The 16781-nt window shown below is 44.5% G+C and carries 26 protein-coding genes and 6 pseudogenes; all 32 read right to left on the bottom strand.

All coding sequences use genetic code 11. The features are described 5' to 3' along the window. Nucleotides 1–52: 52 nt before the first annotated feature. The 32 genes and pseudogenes from JCM19039_RS16620 to tuf all read right to left on the bottom strand — a co-directional run bounded on the left by JCM19039_RS16620 (nucleotide 53) and on the right by tuf (nucleotide 16682). A complete protein-coding gene (locus JCM19039_RS16620; RefSeq protein ID WP_042402173.1) occupies nucleotides 53–997 on the bottom strand; it encodes a DNA-directed RNA polymerase subunit alpha in 945 nt (314 codons plus the stop codon). Between the two features lie 157 nt (nucleotides 998–1154). Then, nucleotides 1155–1477: pseudogene (gene rpsK, locus JCM19039_RS16625) on the bottom strand (30S ribosomal protein S11). 90 nt (nucleotides 1478–1567) lie between these two features. Further along, nucleotides 1568–1933 (bottom strand): 30S ribosomal protein S13, encoded by a 366-nt coding sequence (gene rpsM / locus JCM19039_RS16630; RefSeq protein WP_042429332.1) that lies wholly within the window; start codon nucleotides 1931–1933, stop codon nucleotides 1568–1570. A 21-nt stretch (nucleotides 1934–1954) separates the two neighbouring features. Next, the gene (gene rpmJ, locus JCM19039_RS16635; protein WP_042429335.1) at nucleotides 1955–2068 is read right to left on the bottom strand and encodes a 50S ribosomal protein L36; all 114 of its coding nucleotides are present in this window, start codon (nucleotides 2066–2068) and stop codon (nucleotides 1955–1957) included. A 60-nt stretch (nucleotides 2069–2128) separates the two neighbouring features. Next, nucleotides 2129–2346, bottom strand: a pseudogene (gene infA / locus JCM19039_RS23340) (translation initiation factor IF-1). A 3-nt stretch (nucleotides 2347–2349) separates the two neighbouring features. Next, nucleotides 2350–2655, bottom strand: a complete 306-nt coding sequence (locus JCM19039_RS16640) for a KOW domain-containing RNA-binding protein (protein WP_042429338.1) — start codon at nucleotides 2653–2655, stop codon at nucleotides 2350–2352. Between the two features lie 18 nt (nucleotides 2656–2673). Further along, complete coding sequence (gene map / locus JCM19039_RS16645; RefSeq protein ID WP_042429341.1) at nucleotides 2674–3417, bottom strand: type I methionyl aminopeptidase; 744 nt, start codon at nucleotides 3415–3417, stop codon at nucleotides 2674–2676. Then, nucleotides 3414–4066 (bottom strand): annotated as a pseudogene (locus JCM19039_RS16650) (adenylate kinase). The gene map and the pseudogene JCM19039_RS16650 overlap by 4 nt, the downstream one beginning before the upstream one ends. 36 nt (nucleotides 4067–4102) lie before the next feature. Continuing rightward, complete coding sequence (gene secY, locus JCM19039_RS16655; protein ID WP_042429344.1) at nucleotides 4103–5398, bottom strand: preprotein translocase subunit SecY; 1296 nt, start codon at nucleotides 5396–5398, stop codon at nucleotides 4103–4105. Further along, nucleotides 5398–5838 (bottom strand): 50S ribosomal protein L15, encoded by a 441-nt coding sequence (gene rplO, locus JCM19039_RS16660; RefSeq protein WP_042429347.1) that lies wholly within the window; start codon nucleotides 5836–5838, stop codon nucleotides 5398–5400. The genes secY and rplO overlap by 1 nt, the downstream gene beginning before the upstream one ends. 31 nt (nucleotides 5839–5869) lie before the next feature. Continuing rightward, nucleotides 5870–6058 (bottom strand): 50S ribosomal protein L30, encoded by a 189-nt coding sequence (rpmD, locus tag JCM19039_RS16665; protein WP_042429350.1) that lies wholly within the window; start codon nucleotides 6056–6058, stop codon nucleotides 5870–5872. 13 nt (nucleotides 6059–6071) lie between these two features. Further along, on the bottom strand, nucleotides 6072–6566 hold the full coding sequence (rpsE, locus tag JCM19039_RS16670; protein ID WP_042402149.1) for a 30S ribosomal protein S5: 495 nt from the start codon (nucleotides 6564–6566) through the stop codon (nucleotides 6072–6074). Between the two features lie 21 nt (nucleotides 6567–6587). Then, a complete protein-coding gene (rplR, locus tag JCM19039_RS16675; protein WP_042429353.1) occupies nucleotides 6588–6950 on the bottom strand; it encodes a 50S ribosomal protein L18 in 363 nt (120 codons plus the stop codon). 75 nt (nucleotides 6951–7025) lie between these two features. Continuing rightward, entirely contained in the window at nucleotides 7026–7562 is a 537-nt protein-coding gene (rplF, locus tag JCM19039_RS16680) for a 50S ribosomal protein L6 (RefSeq protein ID WP_042402143.1), read from the bottom strand. 30 nt (nucleotides 7563–7592) lie between these two features. Next, on the bottom strand, nucleotides 7593–7991 hold the full coding sequence (rpsH, locus tag JCM19039_RS16685) for a 30S ribosomal protein S8 (protein WP_042402141.1): 399 nt from the start codon (nucleotides 7989–7991) through the stop codon (nucleotides 7593–7595). A 31-nt stretch (nucleotides 7992–8022) separates the two neighbouring features. Then, complete coding sequence (locus tag JCM19039_RS16690) at nucleotides 8023–8208, bottom strand: type Z 30S ribosomal protein S14 (protein ID WP_042402139.1); 186 nt, start codon at nucleotides 8206–8208, stop codon at nucleotides 8023–8025. A 39-nt stretch (nucleotides 8209–8247) separates the two neighbouring features. Further along, entirely contained in the window at nucleotides 8248–8787 is a 540-nt protein-coding gene (gene rplE / locus JCM19039_RS16695; RefSeq protein ID WP_042402136.1) for a 50S ribosomal protein L5, read from the bottom strand. Nucleotides 8788–8813: 26 nt separating this feature from the next. Next, a complete protein-coding gene (rplX, locus tag JCM19039_RS16700) occupies nucleotides 8814–9140 on the bottom strand; it encodes a 50S ribosomal protein L24 (protein ID WP_042429357.1) in 327 nt (108 codons plus the stop codon). A 37-nt stretch (nucleotides 9141–9177) separates the two neighbouring features. Beyond that, entirely contained in the window at nucleotides 9178–9546 is a 369-nt protein-coding gene (gene rplN / locus JCM19039_RS16705) for a 50S ribosomal protein L14 (protein WP_042402133.1), read from the bottom strand. A 31-nt stretch (nucleotides 9547–9577) separates the two neighbouring features. After that, nucleotides 9578–9840: pseudogene (gene rpsQ, locus JCM19039_RS16710) on the bottom strand (30S ribosomal protein S17). A 20-nt stretch (nucleotides 9841–9860) separates the two neighbouring features. Continuing rightward, entirely contained in the window at nucleotides 9861–10064 is a 204-nt protein-coding gene (rpmC, locus tag JCM19039_RS16715; RefSeq protein WP_042402127.1) for a 50S ribosomal protein L29, read from the bottom strand. After that, the gene (gene rplP, locus JCM19039_RS16720) at nucleotides 10054–10488 is read right to left on the bottom strand and encodes a 50S ribosomal protein L16 (RefSeq protein ID WP_042402124.1); all 435 of its coding nucleotides are present in this window, start codon (nucleotides 10486–10488) and stop codon (nucleotides 10054–10056) included. The genes rpmC and rplP overlap by 11 nt, the downstream gene beginning before the upstream one ends. Before the next feature lie 2 nt (nucleotides 10489–10490). Then, on the bottom strand, nucleotides 10491–11150 hold the full coding sequence (gene rpsC / locus JCM19039_RS16725; protein ID WP_042402120.1) for a 30S ribosomal protein S3: 660 nt from the start codon (nucleotides 11148–11150) through the stop codon (nucleotides 10491–10493). A 3-nt stretch (nucleotides 11151–11153) separates the two neighbouring features. Beyond that, nucleotides 11154–11495, bottom strand: coding sequence for a 50S ribosomal protein L22 (gene rplV, locus JCM19039_RS16730; protein ID WP_042402119.1), 342 nt, complete (start codon nucleotides 11493–11495; stop codon nucleotides 11154–11156). A 19-nt stretch (nucleotides 11496–11514) separates the two neighbouring features. Further along, a pseudogene (gene rpsS / locus JCM19039_RS16735) lies at nucleotides 11515–11792 on the bottom strand (30S ribosomal protein S19). A 104-nt stretch (nucleotides 11793–11896) separates the two neighbouring features. Further along, nucleotides 11897–12735 (bottom strand): annotated as a pseudogene (rplB, locus tag JCM19039_RS16740) (50S ribosomal protein L2). 27 nt (nucleotides 12736–12762) lie between these two features. Then, nucleotides 12763–13050, bottom strand: a complete 288-nt coding sequence (rplW, locus tag JCM19039_RS16745) for a 50S ribosomal protein L23 (protein ID WP_042402114.1) — start codon at nucleotides 13048–13050, stop codon at nucleotides 12763–12765. Next, on the bottom strand, nucleotides 13050–13670 hold the full coding sequence (gene rplD, locus JCM19039_RS16750) for a 50S ribosomal protein L4 (RefSeq protein WP_042402113.1): 621 nt from the start codon (nucleotides 13668–13670) through the stop codon (nucleotides 13050–13052). Before rplD ends, rplW begins: the two co-directional genes overlap by 1 nt. A gap of 25 nt (nucleotides 13671–13695) precedes the next feature. Then, complete coding sequence (gene rplC, locus JCM19039_RS16755; RefSeq protein ID WP_042402111.1) at nucleotides 13696–14325, bottom strand: 50S ribosomal protein L3; 630 nt, start codon at nucleotides 14323–14325, stop codon at nucleotides 13696–13698. A 70-nt stretch (nucleotides 14326–14395) separates the two neighbouring features. After that, on the bottom strand, nucleotides 14396–14704 hold the full coding sequence (rpsJ, locus tag JCM19039_RS16760; protein WP_042402109.1) for a 30S ribosomal protein S10: 309 nt from the start codon (nucleotides 14702–14704) through the stop codon (nucleotides 14396–14398). Nucleotides 14705–15031: 327 nt separating this feature from the next. After that, nucleotides 15032–15184, bottom strand: coding sequence for a hypothetical protein (locus JCM19039_RS24550; RefSeq protein WP_193744273.1), 153 nt, complete (start codon nucleotides 15182–15184; stop codon nucleotides 15032–15034). 307 nt (nucleotides 15185–15491) lie between these two features. After that, nucleotides 15492–16682 (bottom strand): elongation factor Tu, encoded by a 1191-nt coding sequence (gene tuf / locus JCM19039_RS16765; protein ID WP_042429364.1) that lies wholly within the window; start codon nucleotides 16680–16682, stop codon nucleotides 15492–15494. Nucleotides 16683–16781: the final 99 nt, after the last annotated feature.

Raw genomic sequence — 16781 nt, forward strand, 5'->3', positions numbered from 1 at the left:
TTGTTGTTACACATTAGAAAGAAGACCGATCAGCCGTCTTCTAATGAGAAACTTACTCTTCATTTCTTAGCCCGAGACTTAATTCTCCAAGCTTTTCTTGTACTTCTTCAAGTGATTTACGGCCAAGGTTGCGCACTTTCATCATGTCTTCTTCAGACTTCTGAGTAAGTTCTTGAACCGTATTAATGCCGGCGCGTTTTAAACAGTTGTACGAACGGACGGATAAGTCCAGTTCTTCAATTGTCATCTCCAGCACTTTCTCTTTCTGGTCTTCCTCTTTTTCCACCATAATCTCCGCATTCTGCGCTTGATCGGTCAAGCCAATGAAGATGTTTAGGTGCTCGTTCATAATCTTAGCGCCAAGAGATACCGCTTCTTCCGGACGGATGCTACCATCTGTCCATACATCAAGCGTTAGTTTGTCGTAGTTTGTAATCTGACCCACACGCGTATTCTCCACTTGGTAGTTTACACGAGAGACCGGTGTAAAGATGGAGTCAATCGGAAGAACGCCAATCGGCAAGTCTTCATGATTGTTCCCTTCAGCCGGAACATAGCCACGCCCGCGCTTAGCTGTCATACGCATATGAAGCTGTGCACCTTTCGTAAGCGTTGCAATGTGAAGGTCTGGGTTCAAGATATCAACATCACTGTCATGATTAATATCACGTGCAGTTACGACACCTTCTCCGTTTGCATCGATTTCAAGCACTTTCTCTTCGTCAGAATGAATGTTCAGAGCTAACTGTTTCAAGTTCAAAATGATCGTTGTAACGTCTTCTACGACACCCTCAACCGTTGAGAATTCATGAAGAACACTATCAATTTGAACATTGGTAATCGCAGACCCTGGGAGGGAGGATAATAGGATTCGACGCAAGGAGTTCCCTAAAGTCGTACCATAGCCACGTTCCAAAGGCTCCACAACGAATTTGCCGTACTTAGCATCCTCGCTGACTTCGATCGTTTCAATGCTTGGCTTTTCGATTTCAATCATTCGATTTCCTCCTTAAAAACGTCGGAATCCGAAAAGGCGTGCTCAGCACGTCTTTCCGCTTTTCCCTTAAAGGCAGTGATTGACACTGTTCACCATAACTCTGGCGCCCACATCTAACCATTATTGACACAATCCGGTTATTTTAACCTCTATGGTGTTAAACTCTCCGACGTTTCGGGGGACGACAACCGTTGTGAGGTACTGGCGTCATGTCACGAATGACATTCACTTCAAGGCCTGTTGCTTGCAAAGAGCGGATTGCTGCTTCACGTCCGGCACCAGGTCCTTTAACGGCAACCTCAACAGTTTCATGCCGTGCTCCATTGCTGACTTCGCTGCGCTTTCTGCAGCCATTTGTGCAGCAAACGGCGTAGATTTACGAGAACCTTTAAATCCAAGGTTACCAGCACTTGCCCAGGAAAGAACGTTTCCTTGTAAATCTGAAATGGTCACGATCGTATTATTAAACGTTGAGCGGATGTGAGCAATTCCTGAATCCACTTGTTTACGTTGGCGACGTTTACGTGTTGTTGTCTTAGGCTTAGCATCTGAATAGACCTCCTTTATCATTTATTTCTTTTTATTAGCGATCGTCTTACGAGGACCTTTTACTGTACGTGAGTTGTTCTTTGTCTTCTGACCACGAGCAGGAAGCCCGCGACGATGACGAATACCACGATAAGATCCGATTTCAATAAGACGCTTGATGTTTAATGACTTCTCACGGCGAAGATCACCTTCTACGTTGTAGTTTCCTACAACTGTACGAATGCGTCCTAGTTCTTCATCAGTAAGATCACGAACGCGCGTTTCTGATGAAACGTTCGCTTCATCGAGTACTTTCTCAGCAGTCTTCTTACCAATCCCGTGTACATAAGTGAGTGAAATCACTACACGTTTATCACGAGGGATATCGACACCAGCAATACGTGCCAAACTCATGCACCTCCTTGTTTTTTATCCTTGTTTTTGTTTATGCTTCGGATTTGAACAGATCACCATAACCGTACCTTTACGGCGAATGACCTTACAGCGTTCACAGATCGGTTTGACGGACGGTCTGACTTTCATCCTTTTTCCCTCCTTATGATCGGCATCCTTTGGGAGGCCACGTCTGCAGAACTGTGACGATTATTTATATCGATACGTAATCCTTCCCCTAGATAGGTCATATGGAGACAACTCCACAGTAACTTTATCTCCGGGTAAGATTCGAATAAAGTGCATTCGGATTTTGCCAGATACGTGCGCAAGAATCTTGTGTCCGTTATCTAACTCCACACGAAACATTGCGTTCGGTAAAGGCTCGATCACTGTGCTTCTACTTCGATTACATCATCTTTGGCCATGGATTACTCTCCTTCCTTTATTATAACAGGTTTCTCCCTACAATACTGAATCAACCCGTGGCGGATTTTGGCATTGGTCACAAGACCTGTTTGCTCAAGACTTTCCTTCACCTCTCGGGAAGCAAACCCAAGCGCTCTTACATGGTTGATGTTTTTCTTCTTAGCAGTTTTGAACATTCTCTGGTCGCCATCGGCAACAGCAACAAAGTGATCATCGAACTTGCCGACGACAATGTAGATTTTACCGTGGTCTCTACCTTTTGTCGCTTCAACAATTTCCCCGATTTGAAAAACCGGTACGTTCTCCATGTTCGACCACCTTGTTTACTACTTGGTTAGAATTTCATATCCCGTGTCCGTAATGGCAATGGTGTGTTCAAAATGTGCGCAGTTCTTTCCATCAGATGTGACCACTGTCCAGTTATCATCCAGGGTATGAACGTATCTTGCCTGCATATTAATCATCGGTTCAATGGCAAGGACCATTCCGGGTTTTAGCCTAGGGCCTTTCCCAGGAGGACCGTAATGCGGAATCTGTGGATCTTCATGCAAGTTTTGCCCAACTCCATGACCCACATACTCTCTCACGACCGAAAATCCATGCTTCTCAACGTACGTCTGAATTGCATGAGAGATATTGGAGAGCCTTTCTTTTGGTTTTGCTTCTGCAAGACCTTCGTACAAGGCATCCCGGGTAACATCCAAGAGCTTCTCGTTCTCTTCGCTGATCGTCCCTACTGGATACGTCCATGCGGAATCCCCGTGATACCCTTGGATTTTAGCACCAATGTCGATGGAGATGATGTCTCCATCTTGCAAAACACGCTTTCCCGGAATCCCGTGAACGAGTTCTTCATTGACAGAAGTGCAAATGCTCCCTGTAAATCCATGATACCCTTTGAATGATGGTTCTGCACCACGTGAACGAATGTAAGAATCGGCAATTCCATCCAATTCACCCGTCGTTACACCAGGCTGAATGTATTTTTTAAGTTCAGCATGTGTCTCAGCAACGATTTGACCTGCCAGGCGCATAATGTTGAGCTCGCGCTCGGTTTTCGTGATAATCATGCACGAAGTCCTTTCAACAACTGATCAATTTCAGAGAATACCTCGTTAATATCCTGGTCACCCTGAATATCTTTAAGGTAACCTTTATCTCCGTAAAAATCTTTCAGCGGTTGTTGCTGCTCAATATTCACCTGAAGACGATTCTTCACCGTTTCTGGCTTATCATCGTCACGTTGAATCAATTCACTGCCGTCCACATCACAAACACCGTCAACCTTCGGCGGATTATAGATCACGTGGTAGCTTCTGCCTGAAGATGGAGATACTCTTCGTCCAGCTAATCGCTCGACTAACTTCTCTTTTGGAACATCAATGTTGAGAACGTAGTCTAGCGTTCGGCCCATGTCTGAGAGCATATCCTCCAATGCTTTCGCCTGTACAGTAGTACGCGGGAAGCCATCGAGCAGAAAACCGTTTTTACAATCATCTTGTTCAAGACGTTCTTTTACAATCCCAATGGTTACATCGTCAGGGACGAGTCCTCCCTCATCAAGGTAACTCTTTGCTTTTATGCCTAGCTCGGTTTCTTCCTTGATGCTGCGCGGAACATATCGCCAGTGGAAATATGGGGAATTCCATATTCACGACGAATGCGATCTGCTTGTGTTCCTTTACCAGCTCCGGGAAGTCCCATTAAAATTAAATTCATGGTGATACCTCTCCTATCATCGCTTTACCAAATGATTTATTTGATAAAACCTTTATAACTCCGTTTTATTAGCTGACCTTCGATTTGTTTCATCGTGTCAAGTGCAACACCAACTACGATGAGTAATCCAGTACCCCCGATTTGAATTTGCTGAGGCAAGCCTAGCTGATTGGTAAAGAAAATCGGAATGATGGATACTGTGGCCAAAAACAGAGCGCCGACGAAGGTGAGGCGATATAAGATGCGACGAATAGTAAGCTCAGTCGACTTACCAGGCCTTACCCCAGGTATATAGCCGCCTTGTTTTTTCAAGTTTTCAGCCATAGTTTCGGGATTCACTTGCACAAACGTATAGAAATACGTAAATGCGATAATGAGGCCGACATAAAAGATCAGGCCAACTGGATGGTTATAGTTAAAGTTATCAACGATCCATTGTGCAATGCCACTACCATCTGCAAAGAATCCTGCTACTGTTGGTGGGAAGATAAAAAGTGCCATTGCGAAAATGACTGGAATTACCCCCGCAGAGTTTACTTTGAGTGGAAGGTGTGTGGATTGAGCGCCAGCTGTATTGCCTTGCCCAACGACACGCTTAGCATATTGAATCGGAACTTTTCTAATCGCTTGTTGTACGAAGACAACACCAACGATAACAAGTAAAACGGCTAACGCTAATAAAAGAATCGTGACGACACCCATGAATATCTGGTCGCCTTGGTCTTGAATTTGCGTTGCATAGATCATGTTCACACCATTAGGTATACCGGCAGCAATACCTGAGAAGATGAGAATCGATATCCCATTTCCGACGCCTTGTGCGGTAATTTGTTCCCCTAACCACATTAAGAACGTTGTACCTGCTGTCATGATTAAAGCAATCATGAGGTACGTCGTAACACTCGGATCAGGAATTAATCCAGGGAATTGCGTGTTAAAGCCGATTGACATTGCTAATGCTTGAACAAATGCTAACACAACAGTGAAATATCTAGTAAACTGCGCAAGCTTTCTACGCCCTGCTTCGCCTTGCTTCGACCATTCCGTGAATTTCGGAACAACGTCCATTCTTAAAAGCTGGACGACAATCGAGGCAGTAATATAAGGGAAGACTCCCATCGCGAAGATCGAGAAGTTCCCTAACGCCCCGCCCCCAAATGTATCTAGGAAACCAAAGGCGCTTGCTTCATCTTGAAAAGATAACTGATCACTGTCTGCCCCAGGAACCGGTATGAACGTACCCATACGGTATACGACGAGCATTAACAAGGTGAATAAAATCTTGCGGCGCAGATCAGCGACTCGAAAAATATTGGCGAGCGCCTTAAACATTAGACCACCTCTGTTGTACCGCCGGCTCCTTCAATCACCTTAACTGCAGATGCAGAGAACTTGTTTGCCTTTACGGTAAGTTTTTTGTTTAGACTACCGTTACCAAGTACTTTGATCCCATGATTCTCTTTTTTAACAACACCGTTTTCGATGAGAAGCTCTGGTGTAATCTCTGTACCTTCATCGAATTGATCTAGTGTCTCAACATTAACAATGCTATACGTTTTGCGTCCTGGGTTCGTGAACCCACGTTTTGGCAAACGCTTGTAAATTGGATTTTGACCACCTTCAAAGCCTGGACGTACATTCCCGCCTGAACGAGACTTTTGACCATGCTCTCCGCGTCCAGCACGATTTCCGCGTTTCGCACTGTACCCACGACCAACACGAATACCGCGCTTGCGGGATCCTTCAGATGGCTTCAACTCATGTAGTTTCATCAACTCACACCTCCTGTCTTTTCAATTATGACTAACCTTTAATTTCTTTAACGTTCAAAAGGTGGGATACTTTGTTAACCATTCCTCGGATCGATGGATTATCTTCTTGTACGACCGAGTGATTGACTTTACGAAGCCCAAGTGTCTTCACCGTCACGCGTTGATCTTCAGGACGCCCGATAAGACTGCGTTTGAGGGTGATTTCTAGCTTATTTGCCATGACATTTCCCTCCTTATCCTAGCAACTCTTCAACGCTTTTACCGCGAAGTTTTGCTACGTTTTCTGCAGTTTTCAATGAAGTTAACCCTTGCAATGTGGCACGAACCATATTGATTGGGTTGTTTGAACCGTGAGATTTAGACAAGATGTCTCCAACACCGCCAAGTTCAAGCACGGCACGAACCGGTCCACCCGCAATAATTCCAGTACCTTCGCTAGCAGGCTTAAGAAGTACTTTACCTGCTCCGAAACGTCCGATAAGTTCGTGAGGAATTGTTGTTCCAACACGTGGTACACTGATCAGATTTTTCTTTCCGTCTTCAATCGCTTTGCGAATGGCTTCTGGTACCTCTAGGGCTTTTCCGATTCCAAAACCAACATGTCCGTTACGGTCTCCGACAACAACAACCGCAGCGAAACGGAAGCGACGTCCACCTTTTACAACTTTTGCTACACGGTTGATGGCAACAACCTTTTCTTCAAGATCCAGTTTGTTCGGATCGATCATGTAATTTCCCTCCTTCGACCTTTAAAATTTCAATCCTGCTTCGCGCGCTGCATCTGCAAGCGCTGCAACACGTCCGTGGTATACGTTCCCGCCGCGGTCAAATACGACGTTATCGTATCCTTTTTCAGTGGCACGTTTCCCAACTAGCGCTCCTACTTCTTTTGCAGCTGCAACGTTTCCTCCGTGGTCTACGTTGATGTCCTTATCCATTGTGGACGCAGCAACAACCGTTACTCCTTGTTGATCATCGATCAATTGAGCGTAAATGTGGTTCGTTGAACGAAATACGTTAAGACGCGGGCGCTCTGTCGTACCATGCACCTTAAGACGGATGCTCTTTTGGCGACGCTGGCGCGCAGTGTTCTTTGACATTTTCTTCGCCATGAGAATGTTTCCTCCTTTCGTGCCGTTCGCTGGTTTCGTTTGTACCGAGCAAACAAAACCGGTTCATCTATAAAATTACTTACCTGTTTTACCTTCTTTACGACGAATCATCTCTCCGCTGTAGCGAATTCCTTTACCTTTATAAGGTTCAGGCTTACGTACAGAACGAATGTCAGAAGCAATCGCACCTACAAGCTGCTTATCGATTCCTTTTACAACAACTTTGTTGTTTGCAGGAACGTCAATTTCGATGCCTTCGATCTTGTCGAACTCAACAGGGTGTGAATACCCGACGTTAAGGACGAGTTTCTCGCCAGACTTCGATGCACGATAACCAACACCAACAAGTTCTAGTGTTTTTTCAAAACCATTCGTTACACCTTCGACCATGTTGCCAATAAGGCTTCTTGTCGTTCCGTGTAAAGAGCGGTGGTCTTTATGATCTGATGGACGGCTTGTAGTAAGCACGTCATCTTCAATCGAAATCTTAATGTCTGTATTAAACGTGTTGGACAGTTCGCCTTTTGGTCCTTTGACCGTTACGTGACCGCCATCCAACGTAATCGTAACATCCTTAGGAATCTCTAAAGGATTTACACCGATACGTGACATAATGTCGCACCTCCATTCTTCAGTAACTTCTTACCAAACGTAAGCGAGTACTTCGCCTCCGATATTCTTTTGACGCGCTTCTTTATCAGTCATTACTCCTTGAGATGTTGAAATGACTGCGATACCTAAACCACTGAGTACACGTGGAATCTCTTCTGATTTCGCGTATACACGAAGGCCAGGCTTACTAATTCTTTTTAGACCTGTAATTACTCGTTCGTTTTGCTCCCCGTACTTCAAGAAGATGCGAAGAACACCTTGTTTTTTATCATCAACGAATTCTACATCGCGAACGAATCCTTCACGTTTGAGGATTTCTGCTACTTCGCGCTTCACGTTTGAAGCTGGAAGTTCTAGTTTATCGTGACGTACAGTGTTCGCATTGCGAATTCTTGTTAGCATATCTGCAACCGGATCTGTCATAACCATATTGATGTACCTCCTTCCTTATATAAGGCTCTTACCAGCTGGCTTTTTTCACACCAGGAATCTGGCCTTTGTATGCAAGCTCTCGGAAACAAATCCGGCAAAGCTTGAATTTACGAATGACGGAGTGTGGCCGTCCACAACGTTCACAACGTGTATATTCACGAACTTTATACTTTTGAGGACGTTGTTGTTTGGCAACCATTGATTTTTTTGCCAAGAGTCTTTCCCTCCTTCATGTTTAGATGAATATCGTTCATTATTTTTGGAATGGCATTCCGACTTCTGTAAGAAGTGCTCTGGATTCTTCATCCGAATCAGCCGTAGTTACAATTACGATATCCATTCCGCGTACTTTATCAACTTTGTCGTACTCAATTTCAGGGAAAATCAACTGTTCTTTTACACCAAGCGTGTAGTTTCCACGACCGTCAAATGCTTTGTTAGACACACCACGGAAGTCACGTACACGTGGAAGGGATACATGGATCAATTTCTCAAGGAAATCATACATGCGCTCTCCGCGAAGTGTAACTTTTGCTCCAATTGGGTTGCCTTCACGAAGCTTAAAGCCAGCGATTGACTTTTTCGCTTTTGTAACGACTGGCTTTTGACCAGAGATCGTCGCAAGCTCTTCTACCGCGCTATCGAGTGATTTAGGGTTGTTTACGGCTTCACCGACACCCATGTTAATCACAACTTTTTCGATCTTAGGTACGGCCATGACCGAATCGTATTTGAATTGCTCGTGTAGACGAGGCACAATTTCTTGTTTGTAACGAGTTTTTAAAGCGTTCATGATCAAGGACCTCCTTTCAACAGGTGTTACTTATCGATCACTTCACCTGATTTTTTTGCAACACGTACTTTTTTGCCGTCTTCGTGCTTGTAACCCACTCGCGTTGGTTCTCCGCTTTTCGGGTCAATGAGCATCACATTAGAAACATGGATGGCTGCTTCCTCGTTAAGAATACCGCCTTGTGGGTTTTCTTGAGTTGGCTTTGCATGTTTCTTTACTACATTTACGCCTTCGACGATCACTCGCTCTTTACTCGGAAGAGCTTTAAGGATCACGCCTTCTTTTCCTTTATCTTTACCAGTGATTACTTTGACTTTATCGCCAGTTTTCACGTGTAATTTTGGCTGCGCCATTTAGTCGCACCTCCTCGATAACCGTTGTTTCGTATCTTTAAAGTACCTCAGGTGCTAGAGATACGATCTTCATATATTGCTTATCACGTAATTCACGTGCAACTGGTCCGAAAATACGTGTACCTCTCGGCCCTTTGTCGTCACGAATGATTACTGCTGCGTTTTCATCAAACTTGATATATGAACCGTCGTTACGACGAACGCCACTGCGTGAACGTACGATAACGGCGCGGACAACTTCACCTTTTTTGACAACGCCACCAGGTGTTGCATTCTTGACTGCACACACGATCGTGTCACCAATGTTCGCTGTCTTACGTCCAGTACCACCAAGTACTTTAATGCATTGTACTTCACGAGCACCAGAGTTATCTGCTACTTTCAATCTTGATTCTTGCTGGATCATGTCATTTGCCTCCCTTCAACAAAAGGATGTCTTAGATAATCACGGATTCTTCAACGATTTTCACGAGGCGGAAGTACTTATCTTTGGAAAGCGGACGTGTTTCATGATGCGTACGATATCTCCGACTTTTGCTTCGTTGTTTTCATCGTGAGCTTTGTATTTCTTTGAGTAACGAACACGCTTGCCGTATAACTTATCACGTTTATACGTTTCAACAACAACAGTGATTGTTTTATCCATTTTGTCGGATACAACACGGCCCGTTAATTCTTTACGATTATTACGTTCAGTCATTACGTTTGCCCCTCCTTTAATTATCCACGAGTAATGCCAAGTTCTCTTTCACGAAGAACTGTATTGGCTCTAGCGATTTCTTTACGTACGTGACGGATGCGGGCAGGATTATCCAACTGACCAGTAGCTAGCTGGAAACGAAGGTTAAACAATTCTTCTTTCAAAGACTTTGTTTCTTGTTCGATCTCAGTCGTTGTCAGATCTCTAATTTCTTTAGCTTTCATTTGCCTCACCACCCATATCTTCACGTTTCACGAATTTGCATTTAATCGGAAGCTTGTGAGACGCAAGACGCAATGCTTCACGTGCCACCTCTTCGTTTACACCTGCAATTTCAAACATGATTTTACCTGGCTTTACGACAGCTACCCAGCCTTCAGGAGCACCTTTACCGGAACCCATTCGAACTTCTAGAGGCTTTGCTGTGTAAGGCTTATCAGGGAAGATTTTAATCCATACTTTACCGCCACGCTTCATGTAACGAGTCATCGCGATACGTGCTGATTCGATTTGACGGTTCGTTACCCAAGATGGTTCGAGGGCTTGAAGACCGTATTCACCAAAGTTTACTTCTGTTCCGCCTTTCGCACGACCTTGCATACGGCCACGGAATTGGCGGCGATATTTAACGCGTTTAGGCATTAACATGTTTAGTTGCCTCCTTCCTCGTTGCTCTTACCTTTCGTGGGAAGGACTTCTCCACGGTAGATCCAGATCTTTACGCCGATTTTACCGAAAGTCGTATCAGCTTCAGCTGTTCCGTAATCAATGTCGGCACGAAGTGTATGAAGTGGCACTGTACCTTCACTATAGCTTTCAGAACGAGCCATATCTGCTCCACCAAGACGTCCATTTACTTCTGTACGAATCCCTTTTGCTCCAGAACGCATTGTGCGTTGGATCGATTGCTTCATCGCACGACGGAAACTCACACGGTTTTCCAATTGACGAGCAATGTTTTCTGCGACTAGACGAGCGTCCATGTCAGTAACTTTCACTTCAGAAATGTTGATATGAACACGCTTGCCAGTAATTTCATTTAGCTTCTTACGAAGTGCTTCGACTTCAGAACCACCCTTACCAATTACCATTCCTGGTTTCGCAGTATGGATGTTGATGTTCACACGACGAGCAGCACGTTCGATTTCGATTTTAGACAATGATGCATCTTTGAGGCGATCTTCAAGGAATTCACGAATCTTAATATCTTCATGCAAAAGATCTGCATATTCCTTCCCAGCGTACCATTTCGATTCCCAATCACGAATGACGCCGATACGAAGACCGACAGGGTTTACTTTTTGACCCACGCTCTATCCCTCCTCCTTCTCAGAAACAATAATTGTAATGTGACTAGTGCGCTTGTTGATTCTAGACGCACGACCTTGGGCTCTTGGGCGGAAGCGCTTCAAGGTAACTCCTTCATCTACAAATGCTGCACTTACGTATAAGTTTTCAGCATCGAGTTCGTAATTGTGTTCAGCGTTCGCAATAGCAGAATTGAGAACCTTCTCAACGATCGGCGAAACACCTCTTGGTGTATGACGCAAAATTGAAATGGCTTCTCCAACTTCCTTACCTCTGACAAGATCAACAACCATTCTTGCTTTACGAGGAGCAACACGAACTTGTTTCGCAACAGCTTTAGCTTGCATGAGTGAACCTCCTCTCTAATTAGCGGCGTTTCGTTTTCTTATCGTCTTTATCATGTCCACGATACGTTCTTGTTGGTGCAAACTCTCCGAGTTTATGTCCAACCATATCTTCTTGAATGTAAACCGGAACGTGTTTACGACCATCGTAAACAGCAATTGTATGACCTACAAATTGCGGGAAGATGGTAGAACGACGTGACCATGTTTTAATGACAGATCTGTTGTTATCATCCATTGCTTCAATTTTGTTAAGCAAGTGGCTATCGGCAAAAGGGCCTTTTTAAGACTACGTCCCATGTGAATGCCTCCCTTCAAATGTATAAAACGACGTTGACAGCGCCCGACACAGCAAAGGCGTTGCTGTTATCAGGGGCGCAGCAATCGTCTGGCCTTCTCGGCAATTACTTACGCTTCGCGTTGCGACGACGAACAATATACTTGTCAGAGTCTTTCTTGCCTTTACGCGTTTTGTAACCAATTGCTGGTTGACCCCAAGGAGATACTGGTGCAACACGACCGATTGGCGCGCGTCCTTCACCACCACCGTGAGGGTGATCCGCTGGTTCATCGCAGAACCACGTACAACTGGGCGTTTGTTCATCCAGCGACTACGTCCTGCTTTACCAACATTAATGAGTTCATGCTCAAGGTTTCCAACCTGACCGATTGTCGCACGGCACGTTGAAAGGATCAAACGGTTTTCACCAGAACGAAGGCGAATTAACGTGTACTTTCCTTCACGACCAAGAATTTGAGCTTGTGATCCTGCAGCACGAGCGAGTTGTCCGCCGTGACCAGGCTTCAATTCGATGTTGTGCACGTTCGTACCAACTGGAATGTCTTTAAGCTCAAGTGCGTTACCGAGTTTAATGTCAGCTTCTGATCCAGAGTAGATTGAGTTGCCGACTTTTAGACCTTTAGGTGCTAAGATGTAACGCTTTTCTCCGTCCATGTAGTGGATGAGTGCAATGTTCGCCGAACGGTTTGGATCGTACTCAATTGTCGCTACTCGTCCTTCTACTTGGTCTTTGTTACGCTTAAAGTCGATCATACGGTATTTACGTTTGTGACCGCCACCTTGATGACGTGTTGTCAAACGACCTTGGTTGTTACGACCTGCCTTTTTAGACAGTGGCGCAAGCAAAGAGCGCTCAGGTGTGTTCGTTGTAATTTCAGAGAAGTCTTTCCCTGTCATGAAACGACGACCGTTTGTGGTCGGTTTATAACGTTTTACAGCCATTTTCATTTCCCTCCTTTACATTAAAACTTAAGCTTCGCCGAAGATCTCGATCTCTTCGCTGTCTGCTTTAAGTGTTACAATCGCTTTTTTCTTCGCAGGTTTAAAGCCTTCATAACGTCCGAAACGACGAAACTTTTGCTTGTATTTGATCGTGTTGACTTTCTCAACATCAACTTCGAAGATTTCTTCGATTGCTTGCTTGATTTGCGTTTTATTCGCTCTAATATCTACTTCAAACGTATACTTCTTATCTTCCATCAGTTCAGTAGAGCGTTCCGTAATGACCGGGCGCTTAATCACATCGCGTGCATCCATTAGCTAAGCACCTCCCCTACCTTCTCTGCAGCTTCCTTCGTAATGATCACTTTGTCGTACTTGATCACATCAAGAACGTTTACGCCAGTAGCTGTAATCGTTTTGACGTTCTGAAGGTTGCTAGCAGATCTTTCGATGTTTTGATTGCGCTCTGCAGTAACAATGAGTGTTTTCTCTGCGGACAGGTTAGAAAGAATTTGTACCATTTCTTTCGTCTTTGGTGCTTCGAAGCTTAACTCATCAACAACAATCAATGCATCGTTTTGTACTTTATCAGAAAGAACTGAGCGAATCGCTAGACGGCGAACCTTTTTCGGTAGGTTGTAGCCGTAAGTTCTTGGTGTTGGTGCGAAGACCACACCACCGCCTTTCCAAATTGGTGAGCGGTTTGAACCGTGTCTAGCACGACCTGTTCCTTTTTGACGCCAAGGCTTTGCACCACCGCCACGAACTTCAGAGCGAGTTTTCGCTTTCTGCGTTCCTTGACGAAGGGAAGCTTGTTGCATTACGACGGCATCATGAACAACACTTTCGTTTGGTGTAATACCAAAAACAGCATCAACAAGTTCGATGTCGCCAACTTGTGAACCGCTTTGGTTAAATACCGTTACTTTTGGCATGATGACTCCTCCTTTCTTCGAGACGTTAGTTGCCTTTTACAGCACTTTGAATTTTAACGTAGCTTTTCTTCGCTCCAGGAACGTTCCCTTTAATAAGAAGCAAATTACGCTCTTCGTCGATTTGTACGACTTCCAAGTTTTGTACAGTTACCTTTTCGCCACCCATTTGACCCGGGCCTTCCATGCCTTTGATTACCTTCGCATCTTGCATCGTACCGAGTGAACCCGGACGACGGTGATAACGAGAACCGTGGCTCATTGGACCGCGCGCTTGGTTATGACGCTTAATTGCACCTTGGAAACCTTTACCTTTTGAAGTACCGGTCACATCAATGATGTCTCCGACTTCAAATGTATTTACGTTGACCGCTTGACCGACTTCGTGAGTCCCAACATCCATGTTGCGGAATTCACGAGCGTAGCGCTTGGGTGCCGTGCTTGCTTTTTCAGCATGGCCTTTTTCCGGCTTGTTAGAACGATGATCTTTCTTGTCATCTGCACCTAACTGCACCGCATCGTAACCATCTTTTTCCTGTGTTTTCAACTGCATGACAACATTCGGATTTGCTTGAACGACAGTAACTGGAACGACTTCGCCATTCTCGCTAAAAATCTGTGTCATGCCGATCTTTGTACCCAAGATTCCTTTGGCCATCAGTCACACCTCCTATATTTTGTGTTCATAATTGTTTGTCCAAACTGCCATCCTATAACTGTGAATTGGATTAAAGCTTAATCTCAATGTCAACGCCGGATGGAAGATCCAAACGCATTAAAGCGTCCACCGTTTGTGGTGTTGGACTGATAATATCGATGAGACGTTTATGCGTACGCATCTCAAATTGCTCACGCGAATCTTTGTACTTGTGAGTCGCACGTAAGACTGTGTATACCGAACGCTCTGTCGGTAACGGGATTGGTCCGGATACATTTGCACCTGAACGTTTCGCCGTGTCTACAATCTTCACTGATGATTGATCGAGAATACGGTGATCATACGCCTTCAATCGAATACGAATCTTCTCTTTTGCCATGTTTAGCCCTCCTTTTATCGCCTGATTTTCAGACCTACTCCGCAGAAATCCCCCCACACCCATCATGGCAAAGGGGCCGGGTGTGTCAGCAACCTTCTGCATCATCGCAAATGACAACATAAAAACAGGAAATCCGTGCGGATCTCCAACTTTGTCACACTTTTACTATTATAAAGGCTTTCACCTATGAATGCAAGAGTGGATTCATATTGTTTTTGTTAGTCTTTACGTTCGCCAATTTGCTCGACCTTTTTACTTGATCTGTACTACGATTTTAACAAAAATGAACAGCCAATGATAGATCTCTTGGCTGTTCATTTTCTTCCATTATTCTTTGTCTTCTTTGAAGACCATATCAATTAATTGCTGAAAACCATCGACCTGTTCTGTAATAAGGAATACGGGAAGTAGCAAGACCGCTAAAACAAGAGCACCACTAGACAATGCCGACTTGACGACAATCTTTTGTATGAACTTCATAACCATTCCTCCTCGTAATTCCTTCAGTATACACCCCTATTCAAAAATTGCTAGCTTTATTTTTTGTATGTACTCACCTATCTTACATCCAACATGAAAAACGACTTCGTGATTGGTCGGCAAATGACGAGCATGATGCACGTAGAAGAATCGTACGGAAATTTTAATGTAGAGACTGCTTGCCTACGTATCGGCATATCTTGCAATCATACGTGCAAGGCATGTAATTCTCAGCATACATAACAAAAAAAAGCAGGCTAAGAATGAGTGTATCATTCCTAGCCTGCTTCTATTGTTTGTTCTGAGATTACTTCGTGATTGTAGAAACAACACCAGAACCTACAGTACGACCACCTTCGCGGATTGAGAAACGAGTACCGTCTTCAATTGCGATTGGTGAAATCAATTCAACTTCCATTTCAGTGTTGTCGCCAGGCATAACCATCTCAACGTTCTCAGGAAGGTTAACAACGCCTGTTACGTCCGTTGTACGGAAGTAGAACTGTGGGCGGTAGTTGTTGAAGAATGGCGTGTGACGACCACCTTCTTCTTTTGAAAGTACATATACTTCAGCTTTGAAGTTTGTGTGTGGAGTGATTGTACCAGGCTTAGCTAGTACTTGACCACGAGTGATGTCCTCACGGTCAACACCACGAAGAAGTGCACCAATGTTGTCACCAGCTTCAGCGTAGTCAAGAAGTTTATGGAACATCTCAACACCTGTTACTGTTGATTTTCTAGACTCTTCAGTGATTCCTAGGATTTCGATTTCGTCTCCTACGTTAAGAACACCACGCTCAACACGGCCAGTTGCTACTGTACCACGACCAGTGATTGAGAATACGTCCTCAACAGGCATCATGAAAGGCTTGTCTTTGTCGCGCTCTGGAGTTGGGATGTAAGCATCCACTTCGTTCATAAGCTCAACGATTTTTGCTTCGTAGCTTTCGTCACCTTCAAGTGCTTTAAGAGCAGAACCAGCAACGACTGGAATGTCGTCTCCTGGGAAGTCGTACTCAGAAAGAAGGTCACGTACTTCCATCTCAACAAGCTCAAGAAGCTCTTCGTCGTCTACCATGTCAACTTTGTTTAAGAAAACAACCATTGAAGGTACACCTACGTTACGAGAAAGAAGGATGTGCTCACGAGTTTGTGGCATTGGGCCATCCGCTGCAGATACAACGAGGATCGCGCCGTCCATTTGTGCAGCACCAGTGATCATGTTTTTAACGTAGTCAGCGTGACCTGGGCAGTCAACGTGTGCATAGTGACGCGTTTCAGTTTCGTACTCTACGTGAGAAGTCGCGATTGTAATTCCACGCTCTTTCTCTTCTGGAGCACCGTCAATTGCGTCATACGCCATTGCAGTACCTTTACCAGATTTTTTATGAAGTACAGTTGTGATTGCAGCAGTTAGTGTTGTTTTACCGTGGTCAACGTGTCCAATCGTACCAATATTGGCATGCGTCTTGGAACGGTCAAATTTTTCTTTAGCCATTTGAGGATATCCTCCCTTAAATTAATTTAAATTTATGAAGCAAGAAAGGAGGCATGCGCATTTCAATCACATATCACCTTTCTAGACTACTAACAAAGT

It is taken from the genome of Geomicrobium sp. JCM 19039 (assembly GCF_000698145.1).
In the GTDB taxonomy this organism is placed as follows: domain Bacteria; phylum Bacillota; class Bacilli; order Bacillales; family Marinococcaceae; genus Geomicrobium_A.

Coding starts and splice junctions, on each gene's coding strand:
- rplD (WP_042402113.1), bottom strand. CDS start 13,670: ATGCCAAAAGTAACGGTATTTAACCAAAGCGGTTCACAAGTTGGCGAC.
- JCM19039_RS16640 (WP_042429338.1), bottom strand. CDS start 2,655: ATGGAGAACGTACCGGTTTTTCAAATCGGGGAAATTGTTGAAGCGACA.
- JCM19039_RS24550 (WP_193744273.1), bottom strand. CDS start 15,184: ATGAAGTTCATACAAAAGATTGTCGTCAAGTCGGCATTGTCTAGTGGT.
- rplO (WP_042429347.1), bottom strand. CDS start 5,838: ATGAAACTACATGAGTTGAAGCCATCTGAAGGATCCCGCAAGCGCGGT.
- rpsH (WP_042402141.1), bottom strand. CDS start 7,991: ATGGTTATGACAGATCCGGTTGCAGATATGCTAACAAGAATTCGCAAT.
- rpsE (WP_042402149.1), bottom strand. CDS start 6,566: ATGATCGATCCGAACAAACTGGATCTTGAAGAAAAGGTTGTTGCCATC.
- rplP (WP_042402124.1), bottom strand. CDS start 10,488: ATGTTAATGCCTAAACGCGTTAAATATCGCCGCCAATTCCGTGGCCGT.
- rplC (WP_042402111.1), bottom strand. CDS start 14,325: ATGGCCAAAGGAATCTTGGGTACAAAGATCGGCATGACACAGATTTTT.
- map (WP_042429341.1), bottom strand. CDS start 3,417: ATGATTATCACGAAAACCGAGCGCGAGCTCAACATTATGCGCCTGGCA.
- rplX (WP_042429357.1), bottom strand. CDS start 9,140: ATGGCGCAGCCAAAATTACACGTGAAAACTGGCGATAAAGTCAAAGTA.
- rplR (WP_042429353.1), bottom strand. CDS start 6,950: ATGGCGAAGAAAATGTCAAAGAACACTGCGCGCCAGCGTCGCCAAAAG.
- rpmD (WP_042429350.1), bottom strand. CDS start 6,058: ATGGCAAATAAGCTAGAAATCACCCTCAAACGCAGTCTTATCGGGCGT.
- rplE (WP_042402136.1), bottom strand. CDS start 8,787: ATGAACGCTTTAAAAACTCGTTACAAACAAGAAATTGTGCCTCGTCTA.
- rplF (WP_042402143.1), bottom strand. CDS start 7,562: ATGTCACGTATCGGTGTAAATCCTTTAGAGATTCCTAAGGATGTTACG.
- rplN (WP_042402133.1), bottom strand. CDS start 9,546: ATGATCCAGCAAGAATCAAGATTGAAAGTAGCAGATAACTCTGGTGCT.
- secY (WP_042429344.1), bottom strand. CDS start 5,398: ATGTTTAAGGCGCTCGCCAATATTTTTCGAGTCGCTGATCTGCGCCGC.
- JCM19039_RS16620 (WP_042402173.1), bottom strand. CDS start 997: ATGATTGAAATCGAAAAGCCAAGCATTGAAACGATCGAAGTCAGCGAG.
- rpmJ (WP_042429335.1), bottom strand. CDS start 2,068: ATGAAAGTCAGACCGTCCGTCAAACCGATCTGTGAACGCTGTAAGGTC.
- rpmC (WP_042402127.1), bottom strand. CDS start 10,064: ATGAAAGCTAAAGAAATTAGAGATCTGACAACGACTGAGATCGAACAA.
- rplV (WP_042402119.1), bottom strand. CDS start 11,495: ATGCAAGCTAAAGCTGTTGCGAAACAAGTTCGTGTTGCTCCTCGTAAA.
- rpsJ (WP_042402109.1), bottom strand. CDS start 14,704: ATGGCAAAAGAGAAGATTCGTATTCGATTGAAGGCGTATGATCACCGT.
- rplW (WP_042402114.1), bottom strand. CDS start 13,050: ATGGATGCACGCGATGTGATTAAGCGCCCGGTCATTACGGAACGCTCT.
- tuf (WP_042429364.1), bottom strand. CDS start 16,682: ATGGCTAAAGAAAAATTTGACCGTTCCAAGACGCATGCCAATATTGGT.